Here is a 14902-nt window from a genome sequence, read left to right as displayed (position 1 = left end):
GAATGGACGGTCAACGGAAAATATCGGTATATCAATTTACGGTCCTGACGATCTTGTTCTCGTTAGGTTCCACGCTGCTAGTCATTTCATCGGGACTGGCCGATGAGCTGAAGCAGGATGCCTGGCTGGGCGCCGCTTTAGGCACTCTGGGAGGGTTGGCGCTCGTCGCGCTGTATGATGCCTTGGCGGGACGGTTGCCGGGCATGACCTTGCCGGAGATGAGCACGCATCTGCTTGGAAGAACGGCAGGCCGCATCTTTAAGCTTGGTTACCTCTTCTTCAACTTTTACTCCGCGGCTGCTTTAATCTGGTATGTTGGCAACTTTTTGACGATCAATCTGTTCACGGAAACCCCCCGGCCGGTCCTGATGATTCTTTATGCTGCCGTCATGCTATACGGGACGCATCTGGGGCTTGGGACCTTGGCCCGGTCTGCGGAAACGTCTTTTCTGATCTTTATGCTCGCGCTTGCTGTCGTCATGTTATCGCTGCTGCCGGAAGCCCGGACCGGGAACCTGCTGCCGGTTCTGGAATCGGGACCCGGGCCGCTCGCACGGGCTTCGTTTACGTTCGTCAGCTTCGCCTACTTCCCGTGGATTTCGCTGCTGATGATCTATCCGAAGCATGTGACCCGTCCCGAAGCGTGCGGTAAAGCGCTATATACCGCCGTTCTAAGCTCAGGCGCGATTTTGACGGCTGTAACCGCGTTGACGGTTATGGTGCTCGGACCCGACCGGACGGCCATCGAGGCGTATCCTACCTATAACCTGACGATGAAAATCAACATCAGCCATTTCTTCGAACGCATCGAAGCGCTGCTTGTCTTGTTATGGCTGTTGGCCATATTTTATCAAGCGGTAGTCAGCTACTACGCTGCCGTAACGGGCTTGGCACAAATGGTTCAGGTGGATGATTATCGCTCGCTCAATTTGTCCGCAGGCCTGTGCCTTGTGCCTTTTGCGCTGCTCATTTATCCGAATGTGGGCTACGAGCACGTATGGGATTTTAAAGTGTGGCCGTTATTTTCGTTGACGTATGCCTTGTGGCCGGCGGTTTTGCTGCCGGTTGCGGCGATTCGGGGCCGAAGGACGAATCGTCATACCAAAAATGGCAGGTGAGCCGGGAAGCCATGCGCCGCAGCGGTAAGCGACTGCATATAATTCCTTGAATTGGATATCTTAATCATTCAGGATCGTCCAACTCGGAGGCTTCGCGGATGAAAAAATATGCTTTTAACGAAATTACGACTTGGCAATATGTATTTCTCATTTTCGCCTCGGAAATTGGCATCGGCGTCCTCCCGTTTCCTGCGAATGTGACCCGGTATGCGGGGACGGACAGCTGGATATCGGTCATCTTGGGCTGGGTTCTGATTACGGCTGCCAGCTTGGTCATCATCCAAGCCATGAAGCGTTGCCCGGACGGGACGCTGCTTGATCTGCTGACGAATTATTGGGGCAAATGGGCGGGGGGTGCCGGCGCGATCGTCGTCGCTCTCTATTTTGCTTATTTCACGTACGTCGTTTTCTCCCGGACGGTGATCTACGTCAAAGCATGGCTGCTGCCGCAAACGTCGGAGCTCATGCTCGTCGCTCTGCTGATGATTCCATTCTGGCTCATTGCCCGCAGCGGAGTCCGGGTCCATGGCAGATTTGCGGGGTTCGTTGTTTTGATTTGCTGTTGGATGCCTCTGATTTTTATCGACGTGCTTAGTGACGCCGAATGGCTTCATCTGCTTCCCGTGCTTAAGGAAGGGTGGGGACCGGTGCTGAAGGGTACGCCGGAGATGGTGTTCACTTTTTTAGGCTTTGAAATGACGTTTGTGCTGTATCCGTTTCTGCAAAAGAAAGACCGGGCGGCTCTTGGGGTGATTGCCGCCAATACGCTGGCCCTGCTTGTCTACTTGCTGCTGGACCTTACTTCGTTGGTGTTTTACAGCCCGGACGAGATCTTGCAATACAACGAACCGGTGATCAGCTTGCTGAAGGTGGTCGAATTTCCCTTCATCGAACGATTTGAAATCGTGTTCCTCGCCTTTTATCTTTTGCTTATCTCTTTGACGTGGATACCTTTTACGTACTGCAGCGTATACGCCACGAGCTGGATGCTGGGCAAGCCGGACCATCGGCCGCATCTGTTCGTGTTTTTGCTGCTGCTCGTTGTGTCTTACATCTTTTATCAGCCGACGTTCCGTGACAACGACAAAATGATCGGTTGGATGGGCAAACTTGGAGCAGGCTTTGCCGTCGTCTTTCCGTTTTTGTTATGGATGCTTGTTGCTGCTGCCGATCGGTACCGGAAGACGTCAGTTCATTGACAATGATAATCTTTATCAATATTATAAAATGGTAAGTTTATCTAGGGGAGTGATTTCGTGTTTATTGAAATGAAAACGATTATCGTCAAAGAAGGAACCTCGGATCTGGTCGTTCAGCGCTTCAGCGGAGAGGGCGCCATTGAAAAATCCGAAGGCTTCATCGATTTAAGCGTCCTTGTCAAGAAGGCAAGAAAAGGCGACGAAGAGGTCATTGTGATGATTCGCTGGGAGTCTGAGGAAGCGTGGAAGAAATGGGAGACCAGCGAGATTCATCTCGAAGGTCACAGACAAGCAAGAGGCAAGCCGAAGCCGGAGCACATCCTCAGCTCGAGCCACGGAAACTATGAAGTGAAAACGGTCAAAGGACCGTATCAGCAGCAAGCGCAAGCGTGACGGGCCCGCTCCGTCCGTTCTATCGATTCGGAAACGAAGCCTTCGGCTTAAACTCCTCACGGGGCGCCGGAGGCTTTTTTTGCTGCCCATATGCTGGAAGGAATCCCTCTGGACAATCGGGGCGGGCTCCATTAAAGTAGAAGAGGAATGACTTGACAAAAGGAGTACGGCAAATGAAAAGCAAGCTTAACAAAGTATTACTGCCTGCCATGGCGCTAAGTCTGATGATCATGGCTCCGGCTATTGCGGAAGGACCGTCCCGAACGGCGGGACAGCAGCAGGCGCTGCCTGAAGAAATCGCCTTCCAAATTCCGACGAACAATTATTGCAGCGCGGATAAGTCTCTGGACTTTTCGTTCCAATTATCCAATGCCGGCAGCACGCCTGCGGATATTACGGTGTCCTTTTATCAACAGGACGGCGGCAAGTTTACGACAGAAGGCACATCCTACCAGGAGATCGGCTCCACGATCATCCCCGGCAAGCCTTTTACGCTGAAAGGCTATGCCACAGGGCTGTACCATATTAACTTTGGCAACCATCTCAATTGCAAAGATCGCGTGTATCTGGGGAAAATCTCCGTCAACTCGGGCAAAGCCTCGCTGCTTTCGAGAGGCTGGGTGAATACGAACGGAGCGGTTCAAAACATCGAGGTGAACGGCAATCAGACGTTCGAGCTGGCCGCTGTGCCAACGGCAGCCGAAGCGGCAGCGACCAAAGCAGAGAAGTAAGTCCCATAGAGGAGCGTCGGTTCGTTCTGCAGCCGGCCTCCTTTTTTTGTAGGATGCAGGATAGACCAACGGAAGCTTGCAGGAGGGATCATTATGTTTTTCCATTGGGACGACGAGAGTATCGCGAGAGAAGCATTAAAGCAATTCCCGGTTTATGGGGAGCGGCTTGTTTACTTGGGGAAGAGCGATAATGTGACCTTTCAGGTGAAGACGAAGCAGGAAAACTTGAACTATCTGATGAAGCTGCATTATGCTACAAAGGGAAACCATTCCAAAAAGACTGTCGAATCGGAGCTGCTTTGGCTCGAAGCGTTAGCTGCGGATACGACCTTGACGGTGCCTTCTCCGATCAGAAACCGGGACAACGGGCTGACCGCAGAGGTCGCCGTCAACGCATCCGGGGAAAGCGTCGTCGTCACGCTGTATCAATGGGTGAATGGCGAACTGCTGGACAGGGAGCCGACACCCGGAGAAGCTCGGAGCCTGGCGCAGCTCATGGCCGCGCTGCATCGGCATGCGATGGAGTGGAGCGCTCCCGCAGGGTTCACCCGCCCGGTGTACGATACGGACAACGTGTTGTCGCTGCCCGGTCCGTTAAAGCGGCTGCTGGAGCTGAACGTCATTTCGGGCGAAGCGTATGCTTGCCTCGATCGGACCGCGCATAAAATCGTCGTCGGGCTGCAGCGGCAAACGGTGGCCAAGCCCGCGTGGGGACTGATTCACTCGGACCTGCACGAAAGCAATTATGTTTTCGATCAGGGCAGTCCGAGGCCCATCGATTTCTCCTCGTGCGGCTACGGCTTTTACCTGTTTGACGTGGCCCAAACGTTTTTGCATCTTTCGCCGGAGAACCGACGCGAATTTTTGTCCGCCTACCGGGAGGAACGTCAGCTACGGGAGATCGATGCGAACAGTCTCGACCTATTTTTCGTCTGGGCGATTCTGCGAAATTTCGCTTTTCTCGCCAACAATCCTGCGGAGCATGCGTCGTTATCCGAGCTTATCCCCAGAGTGGCGAAAAGCTACTTTGAAAACTATTTGAAAGACGAACCGATTCTGGAAATCGGGAGCAGTTAGAAAATAACGAGGATCAACGAGGGGGATATTATGCTACTTTTTGAAGCGATCAAAAACCGGTCGATGGAGGCGCTCGAAGCCGCAGCGTTAGCAGACGATGTGAACGGACAGGACAAGTCCGGCCGCACTCCGCTGCACTACATCATTACGCAAAAAGCGCCGATGGAGATGTTTGCGTTTTTGCTCACCAAGGGAGCCGATCCGCAGCTGGAAGACAAGCTCGGCTTAACGGTACTGGAAAAAGCGATCAAATTCGGCAATAAGCAGGCGGTGGAGCTGCTGATCGCGCATAGCATCGAACTGGACCATCCGAAGGGCATTGCGCATACGCCTTGGTTTAAGGCGAGAAATCAACCGGAAATTGCCGATCTTTTGCTTGGCACAAAAGGGGCCATCCGGTTAACGCTGACGGAGGCGGAACGCGAAATTGTCGATACTCTGCTCTATACCGAGACTGAGGAGCGCATGGCCCGGCTGCATCTGTTGAACACGCCGGAGCTTCTGCACGCTTATGTGCTGGAATTTAACTGGGATGACGACTTGGAGCCGATCGAGGCGATTCTACGGCACCCGGAGTGCCGGGAAGCGACGGCTTACGAAATATACGACCTCGCCGACGGGGACGACTGGCTGGAGCACGAGGGAGAGGACGATGACGAGCGGCAGTACATCGCGTTGATCCGTTATATGCTGAAGCGATTTCCACAAATTGAAAATTACCTAGAGGAGAAAGCAGAAGAATGAGGGAGAGAGTCAAAGGATGGATCGGGCGCTGGGACACGCTGCTGAAGCGCCTTGAAGCGCAGGGCGCCACGGTGTGCGTACGGGGCGTCGAGCCGGATGTGGACGAGGAACACGTGCGGGAAACGGAGACGCGCCTCGGAATCGGACTGCCGTCGACCGTGCGCCAGATCATTGCCGAAGGAGCCGGAAAAGTTGCAATTTACTGGTATTTCGACAAGGAGACGTGGTCCCCTTTTGCATCGTCCGGAGAGCTGGGGTGGAGTCTCGATGCGTTCGAATGGCCGTATTTCGGCGACGACGAGCTGGAGGAGGAGAAACGTTATCTCGTTTTTCATGTGGCCGGCAACGGGGACTATGTGCTGCTCGATCTTGAAGGCGATCCGGACGATCCGCCTGTCGTCAACTGGGGACATGAGACGGTCGAGTTTCAGCGGCTCGCTCCCTCATTCACTGAATTTGTGGAGCGGGTTACGGAGCTGGCTTTCGTCGGCGCCGAGGAGTGGGAGTACGAGCCGTTCTGCGGTCCGGACGGTCTGGATGTTGAGGGGCCGGAAGCGAAGGCATGGAAAGCTTGGCTGGATCGCTATTTGACGCTTACGCTGGAAGAGGCGGCGAAGGAGTTGCCTCTCCTTCTCGACTATATTACGTTCCATAAAGCGGAGAATGAGGGAGTGCGCGAAGCGCTTGCTCGCTACGAGCCCGCCGATGTGCTGGACGCATGGCTGTCCAGACTTGAGGAGGAGACGCACCCGGCTAACCGGGATCGGGTGCTCGGCTATATAGGGGGAACCGTCGGCGAAGCGGCGGCGGATTGGGTGCGTTCGCTGTGGTCGGATCAGCCTCCGGTTGAAGTGTCGAACGACAGCAGAGCGTATTTGTCTGCATCCTGCCTGCCGGAGCGCGAAGGACTGGAGCGGGTATTGGCCCAGTGGGCGCATCTTAGCAAAATCGACGGCTACAGCGCCAACCGCTTGCTGTGGTATTTCCACAGCCGGGACGTCATTCGGTGGATGGAGTCCCGCGTTTCGTTTCCGTTCGGGGGGTGGGACTCGCTGTTCGCGTCATCCGCGCCGCACTGGGAGGACGTCTGCCGCTGGCTGGACGGGCATGAGGCCATGCGGCAGACGGTGCTGTCCGCACTCGGGCAGCTGTTCGCGAAAGGGGAAGCTCCGGAGGGCGAACCGGATCGCGGTGAAATTCTCCGTTTGCTGGATAAGGCCGAACAGGAAGGCGTGCTGAAGAAGGAAAAGGAAGCGGCTCGGCAGGTAATGGCGCATTTGGCCGATTGGCGGTAACGGGGCGGGACGAATGAATTTGTCCCATTTGTTCGCGCCCGCGCGATTAGCGCCGTTGACATTTGGTCGAAACTGGTGTACAACTGTAGTAATTGAATCGCCTGTTAAATTCATTGTCGAGAACGAGTACGCTAATCCCTTGTTCCCCAGAGAGTTGGCCTTGTGCTGAAAGCCAACGTTCAAGAATTAGCCGAACATCCTCTCTGAGAAGGAATGCTGAAGCTTCAGTAAGCAGCCCCGGGGTCCCGCCGTTATAAGGGACGCGTATGATGGTACGTCGTGGAGGTGCCGCGGGATCATGTTTCATGATGATCGCTGCGGAACAAGGGTGGTAGCGCGAGAACGAATCTCGTCCCTTACGGGGCGGGATTTTTTGTTTTTCAAGAAGAAAGGATGAGACCTGTGAGAAAAGTCGACGTGAAAGAAAAAGCGAGAGTCCGCGAGCTTCGCGTGCTGGAGCAGTGGAAACGGGACGAAACGCACCGCAAATCGATCGAAAACCGGACCGGACGGCCGAATTTCGTATTCTACGAAGGGCCGCCGACAGCCAACGGCTCGCCGCATATCGGGCATGTGCTCGGGCGCGTCGTGAAAGATTTTATTTGCCGCTACAAAACGATGTCCGGCTACCGCGTCGTCCGCAAAGCCGGCTGGGACACGCATGGTCTCCCGGTCGAGCTGGGCGTCGAGAAGCAGCTCGGCATCTCGGGCAAGCAGGAGATTGAGAAATACGGCGTGGCCGAATTTGTGGAACAATGCAAAAGCAGCGTGTTCGAATACGAGAAGCAGTGGCGGGAGCTGACCGAGGCGATTGCGTATTGGACGGATATGGACCATCCGTATGTGACGCTGACCAACGAATATATCGAGAGCGTCTGGCACCTTTTGTCCGCGATCCACGGCAAAGGGCTGTTGTATAAAGGCCACCGGGTCAGCCCGTACTGTCCGGACTGTCAAACGACGCTCAGCTCCCACGAAGTGGCGCAAGGCTATGAGGATGTCAAGGACTTGAGCGCAACCGTAAAATTCAAAAGCAAGCGCGGGGACGAAATCTTCCTCGCCTGGACGACTACCCCGTGGACGCTGCCGTCCAACGTAGCGCTTGCCGTGAATAAAGACATCGACTATGCGAAGGTAAAGTATAACGGCGAAGTGTACGTCGTCGCGGAGAAGCTCGCCGAGAACGTGTTCAAGGCGGACTACGAAATCGTGTCGGTGCATAAGGGATCGGAGTTCGTCGGCACCCCTTACGAGCCGCCTTTCGGCTATATTCGTCCGGGCAAAGGGCATATCGTCGTCGATGCCGACTACGTGAGCGATACGAGCGGGACCGGTATCGTCCATACGGCTCCCGCGCACGGGGACGACGACTATCGTACGACCCGCAAGCACGGACTGGATTACGTCAACCTCGTGAATCTGGCCGGACGCTACACCGAGCAGGTGACGGAATTTGCCGGACGCTTCGTCAAAGATTGCGACGTCGATATCGTGAAAAGCTTGTCCGAGCGCGGCCTGCTGTTCTCCAAAGAGCGTTACGAGCACAGCTACCCGTTCTGCTGGCGCTGCAAATCGCCGCTGCTGTACTATGCGATGGAAAGCTGGTTCATCCGGACGACGGCGGTCAAGGACCAATTGATCGAGAACAACCGGAACATCAACTGGTATCCTTCCCACCTCCGCGAAGGGCGCTTCGGCAAGTTTCTCGAAGAGCTCGTCGATTGGAACATCAGCCGCAACCGCTACTGGGGGACGCCGCTGAACGTCTGGGTGTGCGGGGATTGCGGAGAAGAGCATGCGCCGGGAAGCCGGAAGGAGCTGCGGGAGCGGGCGATTCAGCCACTTGACGAGAGTCTGGAGCTGCACAAGCCGTACGTCGATGAAGTGAAGCTGCGCTGCGCCTGCGGCGGCACGATGGAGAGAACCCCGGAAGTGATCGACGTCTGGTTCGACAGCGGCTCGATGCCGTTCGCGCAGTACCATCACCCGTTCGGCGACGAGCAGCAGTTCCAGGAGCAGTACCCGGCGGATATGATCTGCGAAGGGATCGATCAGACGCGGGGCTGGTTCTTCAGCCTGCTGGCCGTCTCGACGCTGTACAACGGGCAGTCGCCTTACAAAGCTGTCATTTCGACCGGACACGTGCTGGACGAGAACGGGCAGAAGATGTCCAAGAGCAAGGGCAACGGCATCGATCCTTGGGAAATCATCGAGGAGTTCGGCACCGACGCGTTCCGTTGGGCGCTACTGGCCGACAGCGCGCCGTGGAACAGCAAGCGGTTCTCCAAGCAAATCGTCGCCGAAGCGAAATCGAAGGTGATCGACACGCTCCATAATGCGCATGCGTTTTATGCGCTGTACGCGGCGATCGACGGTTATAAGCCGGAGGAGCACCCGACACGTACCTCCGCGAACGAGCTGGACCGCTGGATTTTATCGCGGCTGAACAGCACCTTACGTCAGGTCGTGAAAGGGCTGGACGACAACGACTTCCTGAATCCGGCGAAGCAGATCGAGGCGTTTGTCGACGAGCTGAGCAACTGGTATATCCGCCGCTCCCGCGACCGTTTCTGGGCCAGCGGCATGACCGAGGATAAAGTGTCCGCGTACCAGACGCTCCGCGAAGCGCTCTTGACGGTTGCCGCCATGATCGCGCCCTATGCGCCGCTCATCGCCGAAGATATCCACGGCAATCTTGGCAGCGAGGGAAGCGTTCATCTCGCGGATTACCCGAAGGCGAACGATTCTGCGGTGGACCCGACGCTGGAGCGGGACATGGAAACCGCGCGGCAAATTGTCGAGCTGGCACGCAGCGTCCGGAACGAAACCGGGATCAAAACCCGCCAGCCGCTGGCGGAGCTGATCGTTTCGCTGGACCGGGACTTCGAGCTGAGCCGGTACGCGGATATCGTCAAAGAGGAGATCAACGTCAAAGACATCCGCATCGAGCAAAGCGACAGCGGGTTCGTGGACTTCAGCTTGAAGCTGAACCTGAAAGTGGCAGGCAAAAAATACGGCAAATTCGTCGGTCCGGTGCAGAGCCGTCTGAAGCAGCTGTCCGCCGCGGAAGCGAAGCAAGCCGTCAACGCGGGCTTCCTGGAAGTGACGGTTGACGGAGAAACGCTTCATCTTACGCTCGACGAGCTGCTCGTGGACAAACAAGCCAAAGCCGGCTTCGCTTCGGCGTCCGGCTACGGAATCACCGTTGCTTTAAATACGGCGATCACCGAGGAGCTGGAGCAGGAAGGGCTTGTTCGGGAGGTCGTCCGCGCCGTTCAGGATTACCGCAAAAAGCTGGAGCTGCCGATCGAAAAGCGCGTCGCGCTTGTGCTCGACGTCGATCCGCAGTTGAAGGAAGCGCTGGAGCGGTTCGATCATGTGCTGCGGGACAATGTGCTGCTGTCCGGCGTCCGGTATGCCAAGGAAACAGGGATGGAATCCGTTTCGTTAGGGGAGCGGACGATCGGCCTGCGTATTGAATAATCCAACTGCTTTTGCTTGAAGCAGAGGGGACATCTACGGTACAAAGCATCAAGATGCGAGACGTCTTGACGCTTTGTGCCTTTTGGTGCAGAATGCAGGAAAACCGGCGGATGTCACCGGGTACCGTTAATCGGTTATAATGAGCAGCATCATACGGAAAAAAAGGATATTTGAGGATGCTCCTCGAATACAAATGGTGATTTTTATTGATATATCAAGGGTTTTTATTCCTGAAATTTTGATTTGCCCACAATTTGCCCACATCGTGTTGATATTAAATGCCTCTCATTAGTTCCGAGAACTTTTGGGAGGCTTCTTTTCTTTTTGGTTTGGTTATGTGAAGGTAAATAGCCCGTGTTATTTTTTCGTCCTGGTGACCAAGCCTGTTCTGTATGACTTCCAGACTTACGCCAGCTTCCGCAAGCAAAGATGTGTGTGTATGCCGCAAGGAGTGCGGGGTAAGATGCAGATCAATCTTAGCGTGCTTGAGCAGGGAGCGCATCCGTTTTTGAACATACGCTGTCGAGACAGGATTCCCCTGTCTGTCCACAAAAACGAAATCGTTTTTTCGGTCTTCCAGACTTACTACTTTCTGGCTCTTTTTATGCTGCTCTAGTGCAGTGAGTACGATTTCATCCACGTCAAGGGTACGTATGGAGCTTTTCGTTTTAGGGGTGTGCAAGGCATGTTCGCCCGACTTATTATTTTTGTTGTAAAGGGTTTTCGTAATGCTGATTGTTTGTTCGGAAAAGTCAATATCCTTCCACTTTAAGGCGCATAATTCACCAACACGCAACCCAGTATAGGCAAGCGTAACGAACATCGGATAGTCAGTTGCTCGGTTAGAAAGTTTAGCTGCTTCCAAGAACTGTTTCAGTTCTTCTTTTTCCAGATATCGCGGGACTTTGATTTGTCCCTCTAGTTCTTCAACCGTGAGTTTTTTAGTTGGGATCTCAGCGTACTCGATGATGTTTTTCGCGATGATCTCCAGTTCAACAGCCTTTTTAAAGATTAGACTTCCAACTTCATGGATACTGGCTATCGTTTTCCGGGCATACTTTTCCTGAAGGCTATTCAAAAACTCCTGATACATCAGCCGCGTAATATCCTTCATCTTGATTTGCGCGAAGTGGTCTTCTAATATCTTGAGTTTTTCCTTTCGTATATCAATCGTACTTTGCTTGACTCTGCCCGACTTTGAGTATAAATCCAGCCATTGGGAAGCGAAGTCTTGGAACGTTATATCTTTTTCCTCGATATATGTGCCGTTTTGAAGCTCCACGAGTATGCGTTTGGCTTCTGCCTCCGCTTCTTCCTTCGTATCAAATCCGCGTGTTTCTTTCTGTTTCCGCTTACCTGTCTTTGGGTCGACGATGTGGTAACGGTATGTCCACTTTGACCCACATGTGCAGCGCTTCTTTTTACATTTGCAGTTACGGCGACGGAATGAACCGATCATGCCCACACTCCCCTTTCGAACATATGTTTGGTTTCAAGTGTATAAGTAAACAGCCTTGCGGCTGGGAAGCGCAAAGTTAGGTGTCTATAAACAATTCAGCAACGCCTAAAGGATCAAAATATATAATGTACCGCCCATCGAGTATAGTACATAACCCATATCTATCACGGTACTGGTCCATCGCTGCCTGTAAAAATTCTTCCGTCACGTCCAAGTAATCAGCGATTTCGTAGCGCCCTTTAACATAGTCCTTGTATGCATCTACGATACGACTCAACGGAATGAGTTTGTAATAAGCCCACTGTCGAGCTCGCAGCTCTTGCTTACGATTTCTGATATCGGTCAAATCCAGAATGTTGCCGCTGGACGTATGGAAATGTCCAAGCTCTTCCGCAAGAATGCAAGCCTTTTCGACTTTAGTGGGCGTATACTTGTTTATCCAAATTACCTTATCTGAATATAACCCCTTGTTTCTTGGTGTCATGGGCATTTCATAGATGTCTATTCCATGTTGCGCTGCCTCGTTAAGCAGGCTTTCATACGTCATAGCGTCACTCCTGTTGTTTTCGTTTTGACCTCACAAATTCCTTGAATTGTTTGATATCTTCAAGTTCTTCCTCTGTCCAGTCTTCCCCATCATGGTGGGCCGCGATGGTTTTGGGCTCATATTTTTTATATTTTTCTTTAAGAGCTTCAAGGATGGATTCCCCTATATCAATAAACTCATGGAGAAACATGCTTTGGACGGTCTGGTCTTCATGATCAATGTAAACTTTTTCATAGTGATCTTCATTCTCGAATCTGACTGAAAAACCAGCTTTTTCAAATTGGTCACTTAAGACGTCAATCATCTTCCTTGTGTTTCCGCCTCCTCGCCGCTCGTTAACATAACCTGCGGCTTCCAATAAGTCGTCTCTGCTGACGATAAAATCAACGGGATTGCTTGATGCTATTTTTTCCACAACCTCTAAGCTAGGGGGGTTGAATGTTAATCCTAGACAGATTTTATACAGCTCATTTAGATCGACACCTGTTTCTTTTGAAAACTGTTCTATAGTTCTGTTTTCTTTTACATAATTAACCATATTCACAAATTCCGTATAATCAAATCCGTATAAAATTCGGTCCATTGATACTTTGAAGTAATCAGCCACTTTCTGGACTTTATCAATGGACGGCGAATTTACATCCCATTTATACATAGCTCCGCGCCCGAAGCCAAGCTCTTTCTCAAGGTGCGATACCTTAATTCCTCTCTCTTTGCACAGTTTCTGTATATTTTCTAACAAGATAATTCACTCCCGAAAATAAAATACGTAAAATTTAACGCAATATTATTGACTGTCTGCAAATTTAACGCTATAATCTCATTAACAGCTTAATCAATGGCAAAAAAGGCAACAAAAAACCAGAGGGTTTGATACCCAATTTTAAAAATCGTTCCCCAACGACGTTTATTTGGTTATGCCTTCTTTCCGATAATAGAATATTTTCAGCCGATTGTCAATGATTAAGCTGTATTTTTTACAAACATTAGGAGAAGGAGGTTAAGAGATGCCGCATTACACTGAATTCGGTGCTGAGGCGAGGAAGATCATGTTTCAGAAAAACATCAAAATGAAGGATGTAGCGCAGGAACTCGGCGTGTCCGTCACTTATGTGTCAGAAATTTTCAAAGGGACACGACCTGGTGAAAAGCAAAAGCCGCTAATTGCAAAAATGCTTGAGATGGAAAGCGAGGTAATCTCGAAATGAAACAGCTAACAGTAATCAACCACAACAACCAGCGCGTGCTGCTGACGGCACAACTGGCGGAATCTTATGGGACGGAGTCGAAAATCATCAGCCAAAACTTCAACCGTAATCAAGACCGTTACACCGAAGGCAAGCACTTTATTGCTCTTCAAGGCGATGAGAAACGCGAGTTTCTGGACCGTCTTCAAATTGAGGACAGTTCAAAAAAAGCCGCTGTGCTCTACCTCTGGACCGAAAAAGGCGCGTGGATGCACGCCAAATCACTGAACACTGATGCGGCATGGTCGGCATATGAAGCGCTTGTCGACGATTACTACATTAAACAAGCCCTACCCGTCATGACTACGACGGAGATCATAGCGGCGATGGCTAATCAAGCGGTCGAACTGGAGCAGAAGCAAGCTGAGCAAGCAAAGCGGATCACGGTCATGGAAAAGAAAATCGACGATGCGGTAGAAATCATGGGACTCAATCCCATTGACGGGCGGAAGAAGGTCACGGCCCTGCTGAACAAAATTGCGCAGTCCCTCGGCGGCGGCAGTTCGTATCAGGACGTGCGTATGGACAGCTACCAGCGACTTGAAAGCCGGGCCGAATGTAATCTTTCAATTCGTCAGACGAACAAGAGGAAGAAAATGGCGCTTGAAGGGGTGGCGAAGTCCAAGATCGACAAGGTTAGCAAACTGGATGTGATTTTCGACGATGCCCGACTGACGGAGATTTACTTTGCAATTGTTAAGGAAATGTCCGTTCAGAATAAGGTTGATACCGGAGATATTGCATCATGAACAACTTGCCTGAAATCCTTACCGTTAAACAAGTCGCCGAATTGATGGGCTGGCATCCGAACACAGTCTATCAACGTTGCACTAGCGGGGATCTGCCGAGCTTTAAGTCAGGTAACAGCCGACGTATTCGGAAAGAAGCGTATTCAGAGTGGATCAAAAAATTAGAAAGCTCCATTGGGAGGAGGTGAACAGCGACATGGGCGATAATCCACTCATCAATTGGGCGTGCGACGGTGATCTGCCGGAAAGTTACTTCCGGCAAAAGCTAACAATCGGGGAGGCAATGCAAATCCATGAAGGTCAAAGTCAAAGTATCGAAGTACTTGACTCCGGAGCAGCGGAGTAAATTCTATCAAAAGAAAAACAGCCGGCTGGCGGGCCGACTGATCAAACTACTCAAAGCCATTTTATCATGAATGGCTAAAAAACGGGAGGGTTTAATTTGAAAGGATTTAAGGCATTTGAAAAAGGTCTCGTTTGTCGTGGATTTCAATATTCAGAAGGAAAGACATTTGAGCAAACCGGGGCACCAGAAGTATGTGGGCGTGGCTTCCATTTCTGCGAGAACCCGCTGGATGTTTTGAACTACTATCCTCTGGTGGATGAGAATGGCGAAGTAACAGATTTCGCTAGTGTTGAGGCGCTCGGAGATGTGCGGACCAAAGACGACAAGTCCGCAACAAATAAAATTGAGATCGGTGCGAAACTTGATCTTCCAGGATTCATCAAAGCTAGTTTTGACTTCCTTTGGAGCAAATGTTGGTCTGATCCGAGCAAGCTTGAACCTAATTCGGACGACGGTGCCCGGCTCGCCAGCAGCGGAGACGGTGCCCAGCTCGCCAGCAGCGGAGACGGTGCCC

The 14902-nt window shown here is 52.1% G+C and carries 15 protein-coding genes, 2 pseudogenes and 1 other annotated feature; of the genes and pseudogenes, 13 read left to right on the top strand and 4 right to left on the bottom strand.

Annotated elements, in window-relative coordinates; all coding sequences use genetic code 11:
- Positions 1-2: 2 nt before the first annotated feature.
- From BLO51_RS05810 to ileS, 8 genes are all read left to right on the top strand, one after another.
- The gene (locus tag BLO51_RS05810; RefSeq protein WP_090668207.1) at positions 3-1118 is read left to right on the top strand and encodes a GerAB/ArcD/ProY family transporter; all 1116 of its coding nucleotides are present in this window, start codon (positions 3-5) and stop codon (positions 1116-1118) included.
- Positions 1119-1216: 98 nt separating this feature from the next.
- The gene (locus BLO51_RS05805) at positions 1217-2317 is read left to right on the top strand and encodes a GerAB/ArcD/ProY family transporter (RefSeq protein ID WP_090668204.1); all 1101 of its coding nucleotides are present in this window, start codon (positions 1217-1219) and stop codon (positions 2315-2317) included.
- A 57-nt stretch (positions 2318-2374) separates the two neighbouring features.
- Positions 2375-2710, top strand: a complete 336-nt coding sequence (locus BLO51_RS05800; protein ID WP_090668201.1) for an antibiotic biosynthesis monooxygenase family protein — start codon at positions 2375-2377, stop codon at positions 2708-2710.
- Between the two features lie 173 nt (positions 2711-2883).
- A complete protein-coding gene (locus BLO51_RS05795) occupies positions 2884-3441 on the top strand; it encodes a hypothetical protein (protein WP_090668197.1) in 558 nt (185 codons plus the stop codon).
- A gap of 93 nt (positions 3442-3534) precedes the next feature.
- A complete protein-coding gene (locus tag BLO51_RS05790) occupies positions 3535-4518 on the top strand; it encodes a phosphotransferase enzyme family protein (protein ID WP_090668194.1) in 984 nt (327 codons plus the stop codon).
- Positions 4519-4548: 30 nt separating this feature from the next.
- Positions 4549-5262: a DUF4274 domain-containing protein gene (locus BLO51_RS05785; protein WP_090668191.1), complete on the top strand. Its 714-nt coding sequence runs from the start codon at positions 4549-4551 to the stop codon at positions 5260-5262.
- Positions 5259-6557 carry an SMI1/KNR4 family protein gene (locus tag BLO51_RS05780; protein WP_090668188.1) on the top strand — a complete coding sequence of 433 codons (1299 nt, stop codon included), beginning with the start codon at positions 5259-5261 and terminating at the stop codon, positions 6555-6557. Before BLO51_RS05785 ends, BLO51_RS05780 begins: the two co-directional genes overlap by 4 nt.
- A gap of 104 nt (positions 6558-6661) precedes the next feature.
- Positions 6662-6917: a binding site (T-box leader), on the top strand.
- A gap of 42 nt (positions 6918-6959) precedes the next feature.
- Positions 6960-10040, top strand: a complete 3081-nt coding sequence (ileS, locus tag BLO51_RS05775; protein WP_090668185.1) for an isoleucine--tRNA ligase — start codon at positions 6960-6962, stop codon at positions 10038-10040.
- 274 nt (positions 10041-10314) lie between these two features.
- Here the strand turns inward: ileS and BLO51_RS05770 are convergent, their stop codons facing one another.
- The 4 genes and pseudogenes from BLO51_RS05770 to BLO51_RS31130 all read right to left on the bottom strand — a co-directional run.
- The gene (locus tag BLO51_RS05770) at positions 10315-11499 is read right to left on the bottom strand and encodes a site-specific integrase (RefSeq protein WP_090668182.1); all 1185 of its coding nucleotides are present in this window, start codon (positions 11497-11499) and stop codon (positions 10315-10317) included.
- Between the two features lie 76 nt (positions 11500-11575).
- Positions 11576-12046 (bottom strand): ImmA/IrrE family metallo-endopeptidase, encoded by a 471-nt coding sequence (locus BLO51_RS05765; RefSeq protein ID WP_090668179.1) that lies wholly within the window; start codon positions 12044-12046, stop codon positions 11576-11578.
- 4 nt (positions 12047-12050) lie between these two features.
- Positions 12051-12158: pseudogene (locus tag BLO51_RS30140) on the bottom strand (helix-turn-helix domain-containing protein); the annotation flags it as partial.
- A gap of 477 nt (positions 12159-12635) precedes the next feature.
- A pseudogene (locus BLO51_RS31130) lies at positions 12636-12788 on the bottom strand (helix-turn-helix domain-containing protein); the annotation flags it as partial.
- A 265-nt stretch (positions 12789-13053) separates the two neighbouring features.
- Between BLO51_RS31130 and BLO51_RS05755 the strand changes: the two are divergent.
- From BLO51_RS05755 to BLO51_RS30130, 5 genes are all read left to right on the top strand, one after another.
- Positions 13054-13254, top strand: a complete 201-nt coding sequence (locus tag BLO51_RS05755) for a helix-turn-helix domain-containing protein (RefSeq protein ID WP_090668175.1) — start codon at positions 13054-13056, stop codon at positions 13252-13254.
- Complete coding sequence (locus BLO51_RS05750) at positions 13251-14042, top strand: ORF6N domain-containing protein (protein ID WP_090668172.1); 792 nt, start codon at positions 13251-13253, stop codon at positions 14040-14042. The genes BLO51_RS05755 and BLO51_RS05750 overlap by 4 nt, the downstream gene beginning before the upstream one ends.
- Positions 14039-14230 (top strand): helix-turn-helix domain-containing protein, encoded by a 192-nt coding sequence (locus tag BLO51_RS05745; RefSeq protein ID WP_090668169.1) that lies wholly within the window; start codon positions 14039-14041, stop codon positions 14228-14230. Before BLO51_RS05750 ends, BLO51_RS05745 begins: the two co-directional genes overlap by 4 nt.
- A gap of 8 nt (positions 14231-14238) precedes the next feature.
- Entirely contained in the window at positions 14239-14388 is a 150-nt protein-coding gene (locus BLO51_RS29105; RefSeq protein WP_167670114.1) for a hypothetical protein, read from the top strand.
- A 96-nt stretch (positions 14389-14484) separates the two neighbouring features.
- A partial coding sequence (locus BLO51_RS30130; RefSeq protein ID WP_425415798.1) for a DUF7666 domain-containing protein occupies positions 14485-14902 on the top strand: 418 nt, incomplete at its 3' end.

The organism is Paenibacillus tianmuensis (assembly GCF_900100345.1).
Classification (GTDB): domain Bacteria; phylum Bacillota; class Bacilli; order Paenibacillales; family NBRC-103111; genus Paenibacillus_G; species Paenibacillus_G tianmuensis.
This window is presented reverse-complemented; position numbering and strand designations above follow the sequence as displayed.